Below are 16,862 nucleotides of genomic sequence, written 5' to 3' on the forward strand. Positions count from 1 at the left end.
GTTATCTCCGGTTCGGGTTGAAGGTGCTCGGCAAGGTGGCCCAGCAACTATCGTAGTCGGCCTGCAATTGCGGGCATTCGAGCGCATGGCGGCTCGGGCGCAGCACTTGGCTGGTCTCGAACATGAAGGCCATTGTGTTGTCGATCTTGTGCGGCGCGAGGTCGGCGGCGATGGCCTTGTCGCAAGTCTCGGCGTCGGGGCCATGGGCGCTCATCACCCCGTGCAGCGAAGCCCCGCCCGGCAGGAAACCCTCGGCCTTGGCATCGTAGGCACCCTGGATCAGGCCCATGAACTCGTTCATCAGGTTGCGGTGGAACCATGGCGGACGGAAGGTGTTCTCGGCCACCATCCAGCGTGGCGGGAAAATCACGAAGTCCATGTTGGCCAGGCCATGCACGCTGGTGGGCGACGTCAGCACGGTGAAGATGGACGGGTCCGGGTGGTCGAAGCTGACCGTGCCGATGGTGTTGAAGCGGCGCAGGTCGTATTTGTAGGGCACGTTGCTGCCATGCCAGGCGACCACGTCCAGCGGCGAATGCTGCAGCTCGCAAGCCCAGTGTTCGCCGAGGAACTTCTGCACCAGTTGCACCGGGCCCTCGGCTTCTTCGTAATGTGCGACCGGCGTGAGGAAGTCGCGCGGGTTGGCCAGGCCGTTGCTGCCGATGGGCCCTAGGTCCGGAATGCGCAGCGGCGCGCCGTGGTTTTCGGCCAGGTAACCACGCGCCTGGCCATCGAGCAGCTCGACGCGAAACTTCATGCCCCGTGGGATCACAGCGATTTCCAGCGGCTCGACGTCCATGACCCCAAGCTCGGTAGCGATGCGCAGGCGGCCCTGTTCCGGCACCAGCAGCAGTTCACCGTCGGCATTGAAGAACACCCGCTCCATGGAGCGGTTGGCACTGTAGATGTAGATGCTCACGCCCGCCGGTTTATCTGCGGGCGCGTTGGCCACCATCGGCACCCAGCCTTCGATGAAATCGGTGGGCTCGGCAGGGATGGGTTGCGGGTTCCAGCGCAGGCGGTTTGGGGTGACGGCGCCCAGCGGCCCACTCAGCGGCTGACGTGCCAGGCGCTCGAAGCGTGGGTGCAGTGCAGACGGGCGTATGCGGTACAGCCAGGTGCGGCGCAACTCACTGCGGGTCATGGTGAACGCCGTGCCCGAAAGCAGTTCGGCATACAAGCCGTAGGGGGCTTTCTGCGGCGAGTTCTGCCCGACCGGCAATGCACCTGGCAGTGCTTCGCTGGCGAACTCGTTGCCGAAGCCGCTCAGGTAGTGAAGGTCGGGGGACGTGTCGCGGTTCATCGATGCCTCCGGGCTCTGGCAGAGCCGTTGCTGGCAGCTGGCTGCTGGGGTGGCAGCACGTCTGCATTGTTTTTATCGTAATCAGATTACGAATAACGTAATTTGCTACGGGCAAGGCGTCAAGCTATAAAGGCGCGACTCGACGAATCCGGATACCTATGCCCATGGCCAAAGCCAGCTCACCCACCGATAACGGCAAGCAGAAGGTCCGCTCGGCGGAAGTCGGCACCGATATCCTCAAGGCACTCGCCGAACTCTCCCCTTCCACGTCGCTGTCACGCCTGGCGGAGCATGTGCAGATGCCCGCCAGCAAGGTGCACCGCTACCTGCAGGCGCTCATTGCCAGCGGCTTTGCCGAACAGGATGGGGCCACCAACCACTATGGCCTGGGGCGTGAGGCGTTGCGCGTGGGGTTGGCGGCATTGGGCAGCATCGATGTGCTGAAGATTGCGGCGCTGCCGTTGTCGCAGCTGCGCGATGAGTTGAACGAGAGCTGCTTCATTGCCGTCTGGGGCAATCAGGGTGCGACCGTGGTTAGCATCGAGCCTGCTGTGCGTGCGGTTACGGTGGTTACCCAGATCGGGTCGGTGCTGCCGCTGCTCAGTTCGTCCACCGGCCTGGTGTTCGCCGCCTACCTGCCGGCACGCGAAACTGACGAGTTGCGCGACCGGGAGCTGGCAGCGCTGCAGCACAGCGCCAGCGATTATGCGGCCGTGCTGGAGGGGATCCGTGAACGTGGCCTGCACCATGTGCATGGCCTGTTGATGCCGGGTGTGGATGCGCTGTCTGCACCGGTATTCAACGCTCTGGGGCAGATCGCTGCGGTGATGACCGTGGTCGGCCCGACGTCGATTTTCCATGCCGACGAGCACGGGCCTGCGGCGCAGCGGCTGCTGGCTGCAGCGCGTGATACCAGTTGGCGGATGGGGTACGCGGCTGAAGGGTGAGCGGGTGGCCACTGTTGCCCGAAACGTAAAGGTGAATGTCGTAAGCGGCTATTTTTCCTACAGGATCAAGCGCTTATTCTTAACTCACTGGCCGGCATGAAGGGCACTACCCCCCCCCGCCCTTCAGGCCCGCGAGGTTCACCGACGTAGATTTTGAAGCTCCTTGATCTAACGTCTCGATTGGCCGCTGCGATTGCAGCGGCCTTTTTTTTGCCTAGTGGTTGTTAGGTGATAGCGTTAGGGACGCCGAGGGTATGGCGCTAAAACTCATGCCAGGCACTGCAAAAAACTCAGCGGCTGCTCACGAAAGGCCAGGTAATGCCGCAATACCTGCATCGGTGCTTCGGTATGCGGGTAATGGCCAATACCCTGCAATTGCACGGTATCGGGCTCCGGCACCAGTTGCCGGTAACGCTCGACCATGCGCGCACCGGAAACCGGGTCGACCACGCCGTTGATGAAGCGCAAGGGCACCCCGTCACGTTGCAACGCGCCCACCCAACGCTCGCGGTGCAGGGTGCGCTCCGGCCAGTAGCCGGCCAGCTTGTGCAAAATGCGCGTGCCGCGGTTGGCGGCGATCAGGCTCCAGCAATCGTCCAGTGCGCTTTCACTGGGGTGGGTGCAGGGGCCATAAACCTGGGTCACGTTGCGCACCAGGTCGTCACGCCCGAACGAGCGCCCTACCAACCAGCCCAGGCGGCTGAGCAGCAGCTTCTGGATCAGCAGCATGCGGCAGCTCTCGGGGAACAGCCCACTGTTGAGAAACACGCAGCTGGCGATGTCCGCGCGCTGTTCGTGGTGCCGCGCCAGCAGCTCCTGGGCCACGCTGCCGCCGTAGTCATGGGCCATCAGGTGCACAGGCTGGTTGACCTTAAGGTGGGCGAGCAACGCTTGCTGAAGGTCGGCCTGTTCCATCAGGCTGTAAGCGTGATTGACCGGTTTGGCGGAGTCGCCAAAGCCCAGCATGTCGCAGGCGATCAGCCGAAAACGCTGGGCCAGCGGCGCCCACAGGTAGTGCCAGTCCCAACTGGCAGTGGGGAAGCCATGCAACAGAAGCAGGGGCTCTCCTTGCCCTGCGGTCCAGTAGCGGATGCTCTGGCCCCGGAAGGTAAAACTCTGTCCCCGGGTACGCCAGACGCACAATGGAATCTCGGCCAAAGGCATCAGATCGGTCCCGGTGAAGTTGTGTTGACGGAATAGGGCAAGGCTGCGCTCATTGCATGTCACCTCGGCACTTACATGTGCTCTCTATGTCGAGGCAGAGTCTAGCCAGCCGCCCATGGGCTGAAACTTGCGTTGCCAGCCAGCTTGATGACCTTGCGAGTCAGTGGCACGAACGGTCAGAGGAGCATGGCCAGCAGCGGTGCGGCGAACAGGTTCAGCAGCCCGGTCAGGACCATGACCAAGCCGGCCACGGAGCCTTCTTCGCGGCCCACTTCCTGGGCCCTGCTGACCCCAGCACCATGCGCCCCGACCCCGAACAACGCACCCCGCGCCAAGGGTGTGCGCAAGGGCAACCAACGCAGCAGCACCCCGCCGAACATCGCGCCAAGTACCCCGGTGAACATCACGAATACCGCGGTCAGTTCCGGCACGCCGCCGAGGTCGTGGGCCAGCGGCATGGCGAACGGCGTGGTGATTGAGCGCGGCACCAGCGACAGGCTGATTGCATTGTCCAGCGCCAACAGGTGAGCCAGCCCCCAGGAGCTGGCGATCGAAGCGGTGCTGCCGGCCAGCATACCCATCAGCAATGCCGGCCAGTGGCGCGCCAACATAGCCCGCTGCTGCCAGATTGGCACCGCGAATGCCACGGTGACCGGGCCCAGCACGCCCATCAGCCAATGGGTGTTGCGCGCGTACTCGGCATAAGCGGTGTGCAACGGCACGGCCACCGCCAGCAGCAGCGCAGGGACCAGGATCAGCGGCGACAGCAGGTAGCGCCCGCTGCGCCGGTACAGCCAGCGGCTGCCCAGGTAGGCCAGCAGGGTCAGCGCCAACCAGAACAGCGGCATGGGTTCAAGGCTCATGGCGCAGCCTCCAGCGGCACACCAGTTCGACGGTGAGCGCAGTCACCACCATGACCATCAGCGTGCTCACTGCAATCACCAGCAGGATGCGCCAGCCTTCCTCGCGCACCAGGGTGCCGTAATCGAGCAGGCTCATCAGCGCCGGAATGAAGAACAGCAGCATTTCTGCCATCAGCCAGCCAGCGCCCAGCTGCAACGTGGCCGGCTTGACCACTCCGCTGGCGAACAGCAGCAGAAGCAGCGCCAGCCCCATCACGCCACCGGGGATGGGCCAGCCGAGCCACACAGCCAGCTGGCCACCGAGCAGGAACAGGGCAAACAGGATCGCCAGCTCGACGAGCAGGCGCAGGGCTTTTTTCACTAACGCGGGTTTCATGGGGGTACTTCCTCGACAGGCCCTCATTTTAAGATTTGCCTGCCTAGGCCAGAAGCGAATTGTTAGACTGATCAGCATTCCAAAACGGAATTGCGACCATGGAATTCAAACAACTGCGCAGCTTCATCGAAGTGGTGCACCGCGGGGGCTTTACCCAAGCGGCGCAGACCCTGCACATCAGCCAGTCGGCGGTAAGCAAGCAAGTGGCTCAGCTGGAGCAAGATGTAGGCCAGCCACTGCTTGAGCGGCAGGCTTCGCAGCTGCACCTGACCGCCGCCGGGCGCATCGTGCTAGAGCGCGGCGAAGCGTTGTTGCGCCAGCGCCAGGCATTGCTCAGCGAACTGGATGACCTCGGCCAGATGGCACGCGGCGAATTGCGCCTGGGCTTGCCGATACTGGGCAGTGACGCCTTATTCGCCGGCCTGTTCGCTGAATACCGGCGACGCTACCCCAACATCTCGATTCAATTGCTCGAAGGCGGCAGCCGCAGCGTCGAGCAGGCGGTGCGCAGCGGCGAGCTGGAGCTCGGTGGCAGCCTGACGCCCAGTGACGAAGCGTTCGCGTTCCAGCCCTTTTGCAACGAGCCACTCGATGCCCTGCTACCGGCCGGGCATGCGCTGGCTGGGGAGGCTGGCGTGCATTTGCGGCAACTGGCCGATACGCCTTTTTTGCTGTATCAGCGCAGCTTCGTGCTTAACGACCGGCTGCTCAAGGCCTGCCAGCAGCAGGGTTTTACCCCGAAAGAAGGCGGGCGCAGTGGCCAGGCGGACTTCCTGGTGGCGTTGGTGGCAGCCGGCCAAGGCGTGGTGTTGCTGCCCCGCGTGGTGGCAAAGGCGCTGGAGCGCCCTGGGGTGGTGCGCTTGCCACTGCAGTCGCCGGAGGACCTGCGTTGGGATATCGCATTCATCTGGCGGCGGGGGGCGTACCTGTCACGGGCGGCGCAGGCGTGGCTGGCGTTGTTGCGTGAGCGTGAGGTGCAGCGCTGAAGCGGTAGGAGCGGCCTTGCGCCGCTCCTACAGGCGTCAGGCCTTCAGCGCCTGGGCAAATTCTGCCAACCACGGTTCGGCATCGGCTTCCGGGGTCACCGTTTCGCTGGCATCCAGGCGCAGCATCGGCTGCACTTCACGTACCCCCAACTCAGCGAACAACTCACGCATCTGCTCGCCGCCGCCGCAATAGGTATCGCCATAACTGGCGTCGCCCAACGCAATCACCGCGCCCGGCAGGCCACGCCAGGCGGCGGGCAAGGTATCGCGAAGGGTGCTGTACAGCGGCATGAGGTTGTCCGGCAGCTCGCCCATGCCGGTGGTCGAAGTCACCGCCAGAAAAGCCTGCGGTGCAAAACCTTCAAGGTCCTGCAGGGTGGCACGTGCAGCATGCCAGGCCTCAAAACCTGCGGCCTTGAGCAACGATTCGGCATGACGGGCGACTTCTTCGGCGGTGCCGTATACCGACCCGGAAATAATGGCGACTTTCATCGGGAAGAGGATTCCGAAACTGAGTGAAAACGTAGGATACTAGCATTCAACGCTGGCAAAAGGCCGCCCCTACCTAAGTACCAGCCCCTGCCTCTTCGCCCAATGGCCCGAACATGATCAACGCGCAACTGCTGCAATCCATGGTCGATGCGTCCAATGACGGGATCGTGGTCGCTGAACAGGAAGGCGAAGACACCATCCTGATCTACGTGAACGCCGCCTTCGAACGCCTGACCGGCTACACCCGTGACGACATTCTTTATCAGGATTGCCGCTTCCTGCAGGGCAGTGACCGCGACCAGCTCGGCCGTGCGCGCATTCGCAAAGCCTTGGCCGAAGGCCGGCCATGCCGAGAGGTGCTGCGCAACTACCGCAAAGACGGCAGCGCGTTCTGGAACGAGTTGTCGATCACACCGGTGAAAAGCGACGCCGACCAACGCACCTACTTCATCGGTATCCAGAAGGACGTCAGCCGCCAGGTCGAGCTGGAACGCGAACTGGCCGAAATGTGCGCGCGTCCGAAAAACGACCTACGCTCCTGAACCAAACGCGCTACGCACGGTCAATCCCGTTGAAGAAATCGCCACCTCCGAGTTCGATCATGCAAGCAGATGCGCTCCTGACCCAGGACGAGCTGGATTTCATACAGAACATGCAGCATTCGCCACAACTGAACCTGGCTGACTCGATGTCCAGCCTGCTGGTCAATGGCGACCGCCGGATCCAGACCTTGCTCACCCGTTTGGTGGCCAACGAGCAGGTAACCTTGCAGGCGCAGTTCAACAACCAGCAGATCAGCTTTCCGCTGCAACTGGTGGAAGACGAGTTCCATGCCCTGCATCTGCAGCTGGGTTCACCGGAAATCTACGAAGACGGCCCGATGCTACGCCCATGGCGCTTGTCCATGGACCAACCAAGCGCGTTACTGGATGCACACGATCAGCCGAGCGGCCTGTGGGTTCGCGAAATTTCGTTCAAGGGCGCGCTGGTCGAGATCCGCGACCTGGCGCAAGCCCCTGCACGTTTCGAGTTGCATTTCGCACCGGCCGGCATTGCCCCCATCGAGCTGCACGGGGTGCTGCGCCGACGCATTGGCCCTGACCTGGCAGCCTACGATTTAAGCCGCAGCCCGGTCGAAGAAATCGAGCGCCTGCGCGGCTATATCCTGCAAGCCCATCGTCAGGCGCACCCAGAGCTGCACAGTCAGGTGTCGAGCTGACCGGCCAGAAACTGCCGCAACCGCTGACGCATCACGCTGCTCTCTGCCCCCAGGCAGGCCACCGGGCTGCCTGCCAGGCTGTCCTGGGCCAGTTCGGCCACTTCACCGGCAAGCAATAACGGGCATTCCAGGCCAACCACCAAGCGCTCGAGGCGTTTGCTCAATTCCACGGTGGGCGCCTGATTGGAGAACAACACCAAGGCATCAGGCTTGAGACGCTCGCAGATCAGCGTCAGCTCCTGCAGGGGTTGCCCAGGCGCCAACAAGCTCACCCCCACCTCGTCACTGCCCAGCAACAAGGCGGTTACCAGCAGCTCCAGTTCGTGACACGGCCCCGGCAATGGCGCCAGCAACACCGTGCGGCTGCGGGCCATGCGCGCCAGTTGAAGTCGCACGAACACCCGCCCGCGCAAGAACTGATCCAGAAACAGCCATTCGCTGGCCTGCCCAAAGGCCCGCGGACCGTAACCACCCTGGCCTGCTGCCAGGTCGTGCCACACCGGCATGAAGATATCGCCGAACACTTGATCCAGGGTATGGCCAGCGAACACCTGATCGAACAAACGGTGAAGGCTCGCGCTGTCGAAGCGCTGCACCGCCTCGAGAATCTGCTGCTGCCAGGCCAGGCGCACGTTCATCAGGTCGCTGCTTTGCTGCACCTGCGCCTGGCACCGCACCAGGATGCTACCCACCTTGCTCACCGCCACGCCACGCTCCAGCCAGCCCAGGATGCTGCGGATATCGTCGATATCAGCCTGGGAGTACAGACGATGGCCACTGGCGGTGCGGGTTGGTTGAATGAGGCCGTAGCGACGCTCCCAGGCGCGCAAGGTGACCGGGTTGACGCCTGTCAGTCGGGAGACTTCCCGAATCGGGAACAGCTCCTGATGTTCCAGGCCCGCATCGACTGCCGAGCTACGTCCCTGTTTGTTCATCTGCACTTTGTACCCTGTGTGCCGAAGTTGAACCTGTATGTTACTACGACAGCATAGGCCGCCGGTTAACAACCGTTTGCCAGCCAACACTTGCCGAACACTGCAATATCGCGATAATTCGCGCCCGATTCTTGCATGCACGCTGGCGTCGCCCACCACCCCGGGCGACGCAGCCAAGGGGCCAGCTACCCGCCAGCCCCGTCGTCAGGAGATACACGATGTCTACCCCACCCGTCACCTTGATGGTGTCGCGCCGCGCCGCCCATGGCCGCTACCAGGACCTGCTGACCTGGCTCCATGAAGGCGAGCAACTGGCCACCGACTTCCCCGGCTACCTCGGCTCCGGCATCCTGGCACCACCCCGTGACAGCGATGAATTCCAGATCATCTTCCGCTTCAGCGACGAACCTACCCTGCACGCCTGGGAGCACTCCGCTTCGCGCAAGGCCTGGCTGCAACGTGGCAACGGGCTGTTCGAGCGCCCCAAAGAGGCGCGTGTCAGTGGTATCGATGACTGGTTTGGCACCCATACGGTGCAAAAACCGCCGCGCTGGAAGCAGGCCGTCGCCATCTGGCTGGCCTTTTTCCCCGTGTCGTTGCTGTTCAACCTGCTGTTCGGCCATTGGCTGGCAGGCCTCGACCTGGTACCACGGGTGATGCTCAGTACCCTGGCCCTGACGCCAGTGATGGTCTACCTGTTCATCCCCCTCTCCACCCGCTTGCTGGCCGGCTGGCTGAACCCTGCTGCGCCCACCCCTGCAGCGCTGCGCAGCCGCTGAGGGCTGGTCTACAAGAGGGAAACAGTTCGGGTATGCTGGGCGGCAACGAAAGGACAGACAAGTTGACCGCCCCGAACATGAACAGCCCAATTCTCGTTACCGGAGCCAGCCAGCGCGTCGGGCTGGCCCTTGCCCTCGAACTGGCCCAGGCCGGCCATACTGTGATCAGTGCCAGCCGCAGCTTCCAGCCGCAGTCCGTACACCCCAACATCGTGCAGTTCCAGGCTGACCTGTGCCTGGCCGCCGACCGCCAGGCGCTTATCGACTACCTGCAAGGCAACTACGACGGCTTGCGCGCGATCATTCACAACGCCTCGCTGTGGCTCGACGATGGCCTGGCCAACCTCGACACCATGTTCCGCCTGCACGTCGAAGCGCCCTACCACCTCAACCTTGCCCTGGGCGAGATGCTCGGCAAGGCCGGCAGCGCGGGCAAAGCCGACATCATCCACATCTGCGACGAAACGTCTTCGCGGGGTAGCAAGAGCCACATCGGCTACGCCGCCACCAAAGCCGCGCTGCAGAACATGGTGCTGTCGTTCGCCGAAAAATATGCGCCCCAGGTGCACGTCAACGGTATCCTGCCTGGGCTGCTGATCCTCAAAGAAGGGGGCGATGAAGCCTACCGCCAGCAGACCTTGAAAAAGGCCCTGCTGGAATTCGAACCCGGCGCCGGCCCGCTGATCGAGACGGTCAAATACCTGCTCGAAAGCCAGTACAGTACCGGTAGCCAGGTGGTCATCAACGGTGGCCGCCACCTGAAGAATCGCATGACCTGAGAGAAGCCCATGACCCCGCAACAACAGCTCGAACTCGAAGCCGCCGCGTTCCGGCGCCTGGTCGAACACCTGCAGAAACGAACCGACGTGCAGAACATCGACCTGATGAACCTGTCCGGTTTCTGCCGTAATTGCCTGTCCAAGTGGTACAAGGCCGCGGCCGACGAGCGTCAGGTCGACCTGAGCCTGGATGACGCCCGCGAAGCGGTGTACGGCATGCCCTACGCCGAGTGGAAAGCCCAACACCAGAAAGAAGCCAGCGCCGAACAACAAGCGGCGTTCGAAAAAGGAAAACCTCGTGACTGATCTGAACACCCTGCGCGCCAGCCTGGCCAGCGGCGAACACGTCTTTGCCGACACCTTGGCCTTTATCGCCGCCCACTACAGCTACCAGCCGCAAGCCTTCAACAACGGCGGTGTGGAAAACGCCGCAGGGCAGAACGAAGGCTCGTGCAAGACCCTGGGCCTGGCCCTGCTGGAAGGCTTGAGCGATGAAGAGGCCCTGCTGGCCTTTGGTGAGCATTATCGCGATGTCGTGGCAACGCCAGAGGGCAGTGACCATGGCAATATCCGGGCGCTGATCGAGCATGGCCTGGCGGGTGTGAAATTTACCGCGCAGCCGCTTTCGCGCAAGGCTTGAGATTGCTGGGGCCGCTGTGCGGCCCTTTCGCAGGCAAGCCAGCTCCTACAGGGGCAGCACAGGCCTCAGATATTGCCCAGGCCCTGTGAGGGGCAATCAGCTGATGATCTGCCCCGGCCTGTTCGGCGGCAATTCACCGAACTGCAGCCATGCCAGCGCAATCGGCCACAAGCGCTCGCGAAAGCGGTCATGGAAAAACGCGAAATGGCCTATTTCCTCGACCGAGATATCCACAGGCGCAATGCGCAGGTGCTGGCGCTCGGCCCCCTGCAAATACCCTAGCAACCGCTCTGTCGCCGCCACAGTGCCGAATGGGTCATCGGTGAGGCTGATCGCCAGCGTCGCCGCCCGGACGTGCGCAAACGGCACCCTCTGCAACCTGCGCCCGCTTGGCCGGTGCTCGTAGCGTGGCGTACGGGTAGTCCAGTCGTGCACCACGCCCGCCGGGGTGTCTTCCATCCAGCCCAGGCGCTTGCCGGGGAAGTAGCCGAAGGCGTGGGTCAGCAAGGGCATCACCACATGCCATTTGCCGAACAGGCGCCAGCGCTGATCCGCCGCATAATCGCGCCAGTAGGCGAACTGCGCGCCCACCATCACCACCCGCCTGACCCGGCCAGCAGACGGCGCCAGCCCCACTGCGCAACCGCCAAAACTGTGCCCCACCACATCGATGGGCTGGCCGGGGAATGCCTGTTCGGCGTGTGTCAGCATGGCTTCGAAGTCCAACTGCCCCCAATCGCTCCAGGACGCCTGAAAACCACGCAGTGTTGGCGGCCGAGATTCGCCGATGCCGCGGTAATCGTAGGTGAGCACATCGCAGCCCTGGGCGAACAGGTAGTCGGCAAACCGCGTGTAGTAGCGGCAACGCACCGAAGTGGCGGCGTTGATGATCACCAGCGGGCGCTGGGGATTGGCCTGGGCGTGGCGCCAGCAGAAGCCGCCGAGGCTGTAGCCGTCGGCTGCGGTGTGGCGAAAGGCGATGGCGGGTTGGGTGAGGCTGCTCATGGCGCACATCCTGTTGTTGTGCGCCAACGCTAGCAAAAAAATCGGGGGCTGTACCGGCCTCTTCGCGGGGCAAGCCCGCTCCCACAGGTCTCCACGGCTCTTTGGCTCAGTGGATACCCTGTGGGAGCGGGCTTGCCCCGCGAAGAGGCCGGTACAGCCCCCGACTTTTCAGCCTTGCTTACAGCTCGATGCAGTCGAACTCTACGTCGGTAGCCACGTCTTCGTCGTAGTTGACGTCAGCGCGCTCGAAGCCGAACAGGTTGAGGAACTGCTTCTTGTAACCGGCATAGTCGGTCAGCTCGAACAGGTTCTCGGTGGTGACTTGCGGCCACAGCGCCTTGCAGGCGTTCTGTACGTCGTCACGCAGTTCCCAGTCGTCCAGGCGCAGGCGGCCTTTCTCGTCGACCTCAGCCGCAGCGCCATCGGCGCGGTACAGGCGATCACGGTACATGCGGTCCAGTTGGTCCTGGGTACCTTCGTGCACGCCTTTCTCCTGCATGATCTTGAAGACCATCGACAGGTACAGCGGCATCACCGGAATAGCCGAGCTGGCCTGGGTGACCACCGACTTCAGCACGGCCACGTTGGCGCCGCCTTTGACTTCGCCGGCCAGTTTCTGGTCCAGGCGCAGTGCGGTTTCGTCCAGGTCCTGCTTGGCCTGGCCCAGCGCGCCGTGCCAGTAGATCGGCCAGGTGATGTCGCTGCCGATGTAGCTGAAGGCCACGGTGCGGGCGCCTTTGGCCAGCACGTCGGCACCGGCCAGGGCATCGATCCACAGCTGCCAGTCCTGGCCACCCATGACGGTGACGGTGTCAGCGATTTCCTGCTCGGTAGCCGGCTCGATGCTGGCCTCGATGATGGTGTCCTTGTTGGTGTCGATGGCGGTCGACTTGTACGGCTGGCCAATTGGCTTGAGCGCCGAACGGATCACTTCACCGGTCTTCGGCAGCTTGCGCACCGGGGACGCCAGGGAGTAGATGACCAGGTCGACCTTGCCGCCCATTTCGTTCTTGATCAGCTCGATGACCTTGGCACGGGCTTCATCGGAGAAGGCGTCGCCGTTGATCGACTTGCTGTACAGGCCCTCGGCCTTGGCGAACTTGTCGAACGCGGCAGAGTTGTACCAGCCAGCGGTACCGGCCTTGGTCTCGGTACCTGGTTTTTCGAAGAACACGCCCAGGGTGTCGGCCTTGAAGCCGAACGCTGCGGTAATGCGCGCTGCCAGGCCGTAGCCGCTGGAAGCACCGATCACCAGGACCTTCTTCGGGCCATCCTCGCGCACGCCCAGCTTGCGGGTGGCTTCGATCTGGTCACGGACGTTGAGCTCGCAGCCCTTCGGGTGGGTCGTGGTGCAGATGAAACCGCGGACCTTAGGATGAATGATGGCCAATGTCTGTACCTCGTCAGGTTTATGCCAGGGAAGCGCCGCCACGGGCGATTCCGATTGATCAGAGGGTGAGACTACCCCCGCAGGTTATCGGACACATCTTACGGGGTGATTCGGGGGGATTCAAAAGCGCGCTCGTTGGCATCAGCCTTCAATCTTCGTACTCGGTCTTGATTTCCGGGTCTTGCCAGGTGCTTTTATCGGCTGTGGTGCATTGGGTGGCGGCGAATGCTGTGCTGCTGCCGATCAGGAGAGCGCAAGCGTGCCCGCGTCATTCATTTGTTTTCCAGATCAATCCAAAAGAAAAACAAACTTAACAAATGAACCAAACCCACCGATGCTGACTGCATCCTGCCCTTGCGGCGCTCACCCTTGCACGGAGAACAACAACATGAACGACGTGGTCATCGTCGCCGCCACCCGTACCGCCATCGGCAGCTTCCAGGGCGCCTTGGCAACAGTGCCCGCCGTCGACCTCGGCGCCGCCGTGATCAAGCGGCTGCTGGAACAGACACAACTGGACCCCGCCCAGGTCGACGAGGTCATCCTCGGCCAGGTGCTTACCGCCGGCGCAGGCCAGAACCCGGCGCGCCAGGCCGCGATCAAGGCCGGCCTGCCCTTCAGCGTGCCCGCGCTGACGCTCAATAAGGTCTGCGGCTCGGGCCTGAAAGCCCTGCACCTCGCGGCCCAGGCCATCCGCTGCGGCGACGCCGAGGTGGTGATTGCCGGCGGCCAGGAAAACATGAGCCTGGCCCCCTACGTCATGCCTTCGGCGCGCACGGGCCAGCGCATGGGCCACGGCCAGCTGATCGACAGCATGATTACCGACGGCCTGTGGGATGCCTTCAACGACTACCACATGGGCATTACCGCCGAGAACCTTGTGGATAAGTACGGCCTCAGCCGTGAGCAGCAAGACGCCTTTGCCGCCGAGTCCCAGCGCAAGGCCGTGGCCGCGATTGAGGCGGGCCGTTTCAAGGACGAGATCACCCCCATCGTGATGCCGCAGAAAAAGGGTGAGCCCAAGGTCTTCGAACGCGACGAACAGCCCCGCCCGGACACCACCGCCGAATCGCTGGGCAAGCTGCGCGCGGCCTTCAAAAAAGACGGTAGCGTCACGGCTGGCAATGCTTCCAGCCTTAATGACGGCGCCGCCGCCGTGCTGCTGATGAGCGCCACCAAGGCTAAGGCCCTGGGCCTGCCGGTGCTGGCCAAGATCGCGGCCTATGCCAGTGCTGGCGTAGACCCGGCGATCATGGGCATCGGCCCGGTCTCGGCCACCCAGCGCTGCCTGGACAAGGCTGGCTGGCAGCTGGCGGACCTGGACCTGATCGAAGCCAACGAAGCCTTTGCCGCGCAGGCGCTGGCGGTGGGCAAGGCGCTGGAATGGGATGCGGCACGGGTGAACGTGAATGGTGGGGCGATTGCGCTGGGCCACCCGATTGGGGCATCGGGGTGCCGGGTGCTGGTGACCTTGCTGCACGAGATGATCAAGCGTGATGCGAAGAAAGGGCTGGCCACGTTGTGTATTGGTGGTGGCCAGGGTGTGGCGTTGGCGATCGAGCGCTGATCAGTCATTGATGCCAGCAGGCCCGGCCCCTTCGCGGGGCAAGCCCGCTTGTATGGTTAGACTTGAAGGGGTGGTGGGACTAAATGCCCGATTCTGACTGTTCGCAGCAGTACAGACCGTGGGTCGCGTAGCATTCGCCCTGATGAAAAATCAGGACGAATATGTCACCAAAGCGAGCAAACCGGCTTGCTGAAAACCATAGAATCTCCCACAGGTAAAGCACAAACCTTGAGAGCTGTGCTTAACCTGCGGGAGCCACAGCTAAAGCATAACCTTGAGAGCTTTGCTTAACCTGTGGGAGCCACAGCTAAAGCACAAACCTTGAGAGCTGTGCTTTACCTGTGGGAGCCACAGCTAAAGCACAAACCTTGAGAGCTGTGCTTTACCTGCGGGAGCCACAGCTAAAGCACAACCTTGAGAGCTGTGCTTTACCTGTGGGAGCGGGCTTGCCCCGCGAAGAGGCCAGGCCTGCTTACTCAGAACCGCTCATCGGCAATGGCCGGCAAGGTCAACTCGCGCACATAACTTGATGCCGACAGCTCCAGCATCGTCCGCACCATCAGCACCACATCGTGCAGCGGAATCAACCCGCCCTCCCCCCGCGCCGCAGCGTCGGCAACTGGCACATTTAGGCCATCCTCGGTGTTCAGGTAACCCAAATTCAGGCAAGTCACACCCAGGCGCTGTTCGCGATACCCCTCACGCAAAGCCTCGGCAATCCCGCGCAGGGCGAACTTGGACGCAGCAAACGTCACTTCAGGGCGCCCGCTCTGCGGCAGGCCTGAAGTGGAACCGGTAAGGATGATCCGTGGTTTCTCGCTTTCCAGCAGCATCGGCAGCAAGCGCTTGATCAGCAGGACAGTGGCTGTGATGTTGCAGTCGACCATGCGTTGCAGCTCTGGGTCATGATCGTCCAGGAAGCTGTAGTGTTCTGAAAACGCCTCGGCCTCCCACAGCCCGAGGTTGTAGATGAGGGTATCCACCCCACCCTCGGCCAGCGCCTGGGCAACGGCCTCGACGGCGGCAGCCGGCTGACCGAGGTCGGCCGCAATCCACTGCACCTCAACCCCCTTGCCGACCACCACCCCTTCGGGGCGCGAGCGGGACACACCTATCAGCGTATCGCCCGGCTTGCCCAGCCCTTCCATGAAGGCCTTGCCCAGCCCCTTGCTGGCGCCGACTACCAGAACTCTCATCGCATCACTCCCTGTCGAGTACGTTTCGAGCCGGCATTATAAGCACCTCATCACACGGCAAGGAGGCGTTAGGCAGCCGCCACGTCAAAAGCCTCTGGCGCTTTGACGGCGTTGGCCAGCACGGCCACTTGCTGGCACTTCTGCACGGCCAGGCCCACCGAGCTGTGCAGCAGCGAGCAAGACGGCGCGACCCACAGGCGGTCACCCAGGCGTTCGGCGGCGTGCTGCAGGACGGTAACGGCTTTTTCCAGGTCGCCGGCCGTGTCGTCATAGCCGTTGACCAAGCCCAGCGACAGGACCTTGTAGGCGGGCAGGCGGTCGAGGATGGTGGGGTATTGGTCTGGGGCACGCATCAGGTCGATGTGCAGGCCATCGACTGGCAGGTTGGCCGCCAGGCCGAGGTTTTCTTCCAGGCCACCGAAGTAGGTGGTGATCAGTTTCTTCAGCGGTGCGCGCTGCAGGATGTTGTAGACGCGCTCGTAGGCGTTTTTCCAGTCCTGCGGCAGGTCGAGCACCAGGATCGGCTCGTCGATCTGTACCCACTCGACGCCCTGCGCGGCCAGGCGATTGAAGATTTCGTCGTACAGCGGCAGCAGCCGATCGACCAGTTCCAGCTTGTCGAAGTCGGCGCCTTGGGTGGTGCCCAGCCACAGGTAGGTCAGCGGGCCGATCACCACGGGCTTGACCGCGTGGCCCAGGGCCTTGGCTTCTGCAACCTCTTCGAACAGCTGCTCCCAGCTCAGGGCGAACTGCTGATCGGCGCTGAACTCAGGTGCCAGGTAGTAAGCGTGGGTGTCGAACCACTGGGTCATTTTCTGGCCACGTGCCATGGCGAACAGGGTTTGCAGGGTTGGCTTGGCACCGTCGTGGCTGCGCAAACGCTCGGGCACAACGCCGAAGGTCAACGAGTGGGTGAGCACCTGGTCGCACCAGGCGAAGTCGCCCACGGGCAGCAGGTCGATACCTGCGTCTTTCTGTTCCTGCCAGTGGGTGACACGCAGATCACGGCCTACCGCGCGCAGCCCGGCTTCGTCGAGCTCACCGTTGCAGAAGGCTTCCTGGGCGTTTTTCAGTTCGCGATCGTGGCCGATGCGCGCCAAACCCAGGTTATGTGCCAGTGCCATGTCTTGCCCCTCAGAACGCATAAATGATTAAGGGAAATTTTCCCGGCATCGAGTCTTTGAGACAAACTCATTTAATTTGAGATGAAATCAAGATTTA

At 62.8% G+C, this 16,862-nt stretch carries 18 protein-coding genes and 2 pseudogenes; 9 read left to right on the top strand and 11 right to left on the bottom strand.

Going from position 1 to position 16,862, the window contains the following annotated elements; translation table 11 throughout:
• Position 1: 1 nt before the first annotated feature.
• The gene (gene hmgA, locus ACMCNM_RS23695; protein WP_085273948.1) at positions 2-1,303 is read right to left on the bottom strand and encodes a homogentisate 1,2-dioxygenase; all 1,302 of its coding nucleotides are present in this window, start codon (positions 1,301-1,303) and stop codon (positions 2-4) included.
• A 164-nt stretch (positions 1,304-1,467) separates the two neighbouring features.
• On the opposite strand from hmgA, the gene ACMCNM_RS23700 reads away from it, so the two are divergent.
• Entirely contained in the window at positions 1,468-2,250 is a 783-nt protein-coding gene (locus ACMCNM_RS23700; protein WP_412765539.1) for an IclR family transcriptional regulator, read from the top strand.
• Between the two features lie 267 nt (positions 2,251-2,517).
• Here the strand turns inward: ACMCNM_RS23700 and ACMCNM_RS23705 are convergent, their stop codons facing one another.
• The 3 genes from ACMCNM_RS23705 to ACMCNM_RS23715 form a co-directional block, all read right to left on the bottom strand.
• A complete protein-coding gene (locus ACMCNM_RS23705) occupies positions 2,518-3,414 on the bottom strand; it encodes an alpha/beta fold hydrolase (protein WP_186702481.1) in 897 nt (298 codons plus the stop codon).
• 176 nt (positions 3,415-3,590) lie between these two features.
• Positions 3,591-4,277 (bottom strand): LrgB family protein, encoded by a 687-nt coding sequence (locus tag ACMCNM_RS23710; RefSeq protein WP_027595258.1) that lies wholly within the window; start codon positions 4,275-4,277, stop codon positions 3,591-3,593.
• On the bottom strand, positions 4,267-4,653 hold the full coding sequence (locus tag ACMCNM_RS23715; RefSeq protein WP_186702479.1) for a CidA/LrgA family protein: 387 nt from the start codon (positions 4,651-4,653) through the stop codon (positions 4,267-4,269). The genes ACMCNM_RS23710 and ACMCNM_RS23715 overlap by 11 nt, the downstream gene beginning before the upstream one ends.
• Positions 4,654-4,751: 98 nt before the next feature.
• Between ACMCNM_RS23715 and ACMCNM_RS23720 the strand changes: the two genes are divergently transcribed.
• Positions 4,752-5,639, top strand: coding sequence for a LysR family transcriptional regulator (locus ACMCNM_RS23720; RefSeq protein WP_238209652.1), 888 nt, complete (start codon positions 4,752-4,754; stop codon positions 5,637-5,639).
• 36 nt (positions 5,640-5,675) lie between these two features.
• Here ACMCNM_RS23720 and ACMCNM_RS23725 read toward each other — a convergent pair whose 3' ends face one another.
• Positions 5,676-6,131 (bottom strand): flavodoxin, encoded by a 456-nt coding sequence (locus tag ACMCNM_RS23725; RefSeq protein ID WP_186677899.1) that lies wholly within the window; start codon positions 6,129-6,131, stop codon positions 5,676-5,678.
• A gap of 113 nt (positions 6,132-6,244) precedes the next feature.
• Between ACMCNM_RS23725 and ACMCNM_RS23730 the strand changes: the two genes are divergently transcribed.
• Together ACMCNM_RS23730 and ACMCNM_RS23735 are read left to right on the top strand one after the other, a co-directional pair.
• Positions 6,245-6,673, top strand: coding sequence for a PAS domain S-box protein (locus tag ACMCNM_RS23730; RefSeq protein WP_027595254.1), 429 nt, complete (start codon positions 6,245-6,247; stop codon positions 6,671-6,673).
• Positions 6,674-6,732: 59 nt separating this feature from the next.
• Entirely contained in the window at positions 6,733-7,350 is a 618-nt protein-coding gene (locus tag ACMCNM_RS23735; RefSeq protein WP_412765540.1) for a hypothetical protein, read from the top strand.
• On the opposite strand, the gene ACMCNM_RS23740 is transcribed toward ACMCNM_RS23735, so the two are convergent.
• A complete protein-coding gene (locus ACMCNM_RS23740) occupies positions 7,335-8,285 on the bottom strand; it encodes a MerR family transcriptional regulator (RefSeq protein WP_412765541.1) in 951 nt (316 codons plus the stop codon). The genes ACMCNM_RS23735 and ACMCNM_RS23740 overlap by 16 nt on opposite strands.
• A gap of 218 nt (positions 8,286-8,503) precedes the next feature.
• On the opposite strand from ACMCNM_RS23740, the gene ACMCNM_RS23745 reads away from it, so the two are divergent.
• From ACMCNM_RS23745 to ACMCNM_RS23760, 4 genes are read left to right on the top strand one after another with little or no spacing between them, the layout of a single operon-like run.
• Entirely contained in the window at positions 8,504-9,064 is a 561-nt protein-coding gene (locus tag ACMCNM_RS23745; RefSeq protein WP_027595251.1) for an antibiotic biosynthesis monooxygenase, read from the top strand.
• Between the two features lie 32 nt (positions 9,065-9,096).
• A complete protein-coding gene (gene folM, locus ACMCNM_RS23750) occupies positions 9,097-9,843 on the top strand; it encodes a dihydromonapterin reductase (RefSeq protein WP_412765542.1) in 747 nt (248 codons plus the stop codon).
• 9 nt (positions 9,844-9,852) lie between these two features.
• The gene (locus tag ACMCNM_RS23755) at positions 9,853-10,149 is read left to right on the top strand and encodes a DUF1244 domain-containing protein (RefSeq protein ID WP_027595249.1); all 297 of its coding nucleotides are present in this window, start codon (positions 9,853-9,855) and stop codon (positions 10,147-10,149) included.
• The gene (locus ACMCNM_RS23760) at positions 10,142-10,483 is read left to right on the top strand and encodes a HopJ type III effector protein (RefSeq protein WP_027595248.1); all 342 of its coding nucleotides are present in this window, start codon (positions 10,142-10,144) and stop codon (positions 10,481-10,483) included. Before ACMCNM_RS23755 ends, ACMCNM_RS23760 begins: the two co-directional genes overlap by 8 nt.
• A gap of 96 nt (positions 10,484-10,579) precedes the next feature.
• Here ACMCNM_RS23760 and ACMCNM_RS23765 read toward each other — a convergent pair whose 3' ends face one another.
• The 3 genes and pseudogenes from ACMCNM_RS23765 to ACMCNM_RS23775 all read right to left on the bottom strand — a co-directional run.
• Positions 10,580-11,488, bottom strand: a complete 909-nt coding sequence (locus ACMCNM_RS23765; protein ID WP_412765543.1) for an alpha/beta fold hydrolase — start codon at positions 11,486-11,488, stop codon at positions 10,580-10,582.
• A 178-nt stretch (positions 11,489-11,666) separates the two neighbouring features.
• The gene (fabV, locus tag ACMCNM_RS23770; RefSeq protein ID WP_412765544.1) at positions 11,667-12,878 is read right to left on the bottom strand and encodes an enoyl-ACP reductase FabV; all 1,212 of its coding nucleotides are present in this window, start codon (positions 12,876-12,878) and stop codon (positions 11,667-11,669) included.
• A 172-nt stretch (positions 12,879-13,050) separates the two neighbouring features.
• Positions 13,051-13,125: pseudogene (locus tag ACMCNM_RS23775) on the bottom strand (PepSY domain-containing protein); the annotation flags it as partial.
• A gap of 141 nt (positions 13,126-13,266) precedes the next feature.
• Here ACMCNM_RS23775 and ACMCNM_RS23780 point away from each other — a divergent pair.
• Positions 13,267-14,445, top strand: a complete 1,179-nt coding sequence (locus tag ACMCNM_RS23780; protein WP_186677912.1) for an acetyl-CoA C-acetyltransferase — start codon at positions 13,267-13,269, stop codon at positions 14,443-14,445.
• Positions 14,446-14,921: 476 nt separating this feature from the next.
• On the opposite strand, the gene ACMCNM_RS23785 is transcribed toward ACMCNM_RS23780, so the two are convergent.
• Together ACMCNM_RS23785 and ACMCNM_RS23790 are read right to left on the bottom strand one after the other, a co-directional pair.
• Complete coding sequence (locus tag ACMCNM_RS23785) at positions 14,922-15,641, bottom strand: SDR family NAD(P)-dependent oxidoreductase (protein ID WP_412765545.1); 720 nt, start codon at positions 15,639-15,641, stop codon at positions 14,922-14,924.
• A 71-nt stretch (positions 15,642-15,712) separates the two neighbouring features.
• A pseudogene (locus tag ACMCNM_RS23790) lies at positions 15,713-16,765 on the bottom strand (5-methyltetrahydropteroyltriglutamate--homocysteine S-methyltransferase); the annotation flags it as partial.
• Positions 16,766-16,862 lie beyond the last annotated feature (97 nt).

The organism is Pseudomonas sp. NGC7, from assembly GCF_047159675.1.
In the GTDB taxonomy this organism is placed as follows: Bacteria; Pseudomonadota; Gammaproteobacteria; order Pseudomonadales; family Pseudomonadaceae; genus Aquipseudomonas; species Aquipseudomonas kermanshahensis.

What these genes read in the sequence shown, in the direction of transcription:
- hmgA (WP_085273948.1), bottom strand. Translation starts at nt 1,303, where the DNA reads ATGAACCGCGACACGTCCCCCGACCTTCACTACCTGAGCGGCTTCGGC.
- ACMCNM_RS23700 (WP_412765539.1), top strand. Translation starts at nt 1,468, where the DNA reads ATGGCCAAAGCCAGCTCACCCACCGATAACGGCAAGCAGAAGGTCCGC.
- ACMCNM_RS23705 (WP_186702481.1), bottom strand. Translation starts at nt 3,414, where the DNA reads ATGCCTTTGGCCGAGATTCCATTGTGCGTCTGGCGTACCCGGGGACAG.
- ACMCNM_RS23710 (WP_027595258.1), bottom strand. Translation starts at nt 4,277, where the DNA reads ATGAGCCTTGAACCCATGCCGCTGTTCTGGTTGGCGCTGACCCTGCTG.
- ACMCNM_RS23715 (WP_186702479.1), bottom strand. Translation starts at nt 4,653, where the DNA reads ATGAAACCCGCGTTAGTGAAAAAAGCCCTGCGCCTGCTCGTCGAGCTG.
- ACMCNM_RS23720 (WP_238209652.1), top strand. Translation starts at nt 4,752, where the DNA reads ATGGAATTCAAACAACTGCGCAGCTTCATCGAAGTGGTGCACCGCGGG.
- ACMCNM_RS23725 (WP_186677899.1), bottom strand. Translation starts at nt 6,131, where the DNA reads ATGAAAGTCGCCATTATTTCCGGGTCGGTATACGGCACCGCCGAAGAA.
- ACMCNM_RS23730 (WP_027595254.1), top strand. Translation starts at nt 6,245, where the DNA reads ATGATCAACGCGCAACTGCTGCAATCCATGGTCGATGCGTCCAATGAC.
- ACMCNM_RS23735 (WP_412765540.1), top strand. Translation starts at nt 6,733, where the DNA reads ATGCAAGCAGATGCGCTCCTGACCCAGGACGAGCTGGATTTCATACAG.
- ACMCNM_RS23740 (WP_412765541.1), bottom strand. Translation starts at nt 8,285, where the DNA reads ATGAACAAACAGGGACGTAGCTCGGCAGTCGATGCGGGCCTGGAACAT.
- ACMCNM_RS23745 (WP_027595251.1), top strand. Translation starts at nt 8,504, where the DNA reads ATGTCTACCCCACCCGTCACCTTGATGGTGTCGCGCCGCGCCGCCCAT.
- folM (WP_412765542.1), top strand. Translation starts at nt 9,097, where the DNA reads ATGCTGGGCGGCAACGAAAGGACAGACAAGTTGACCGCCCCGAACATG.
- ACMCNM_RS23755 (WP_027595249.1), top strand. Translation starts at nt 9,853, where the DNA reads ATGACCCCGCAACAACAGCTCGAACTCGAAGCCGCCGCGTTCCGGCGC.
- ACMCNM_RS23765 (WP_412765543.1), bottom strand. Translation starts at nt 11,488, where the DNA reads ATGAGCAGCCTCACCCAACCCGCCATCGCCTTTCGCCACACCGCAGCC.
- ACMCNM_RS23780 (WP_186677912.1), top strand. Translation starts at nt 13,267, where the DNA reads ATGAACGACGTGGTCATCGTCGCCGCCACCCGTACCGCCATCGGCAGC.
- ACMCNM_RS23785 (WP_412765545.1), bottom strand. Translation starts at nt 15,641, where the DNA reads ATGAGAGTTCTGGTAGTCGGCGCCAGCAAGGGGCTGGGCAAGGCCTTC.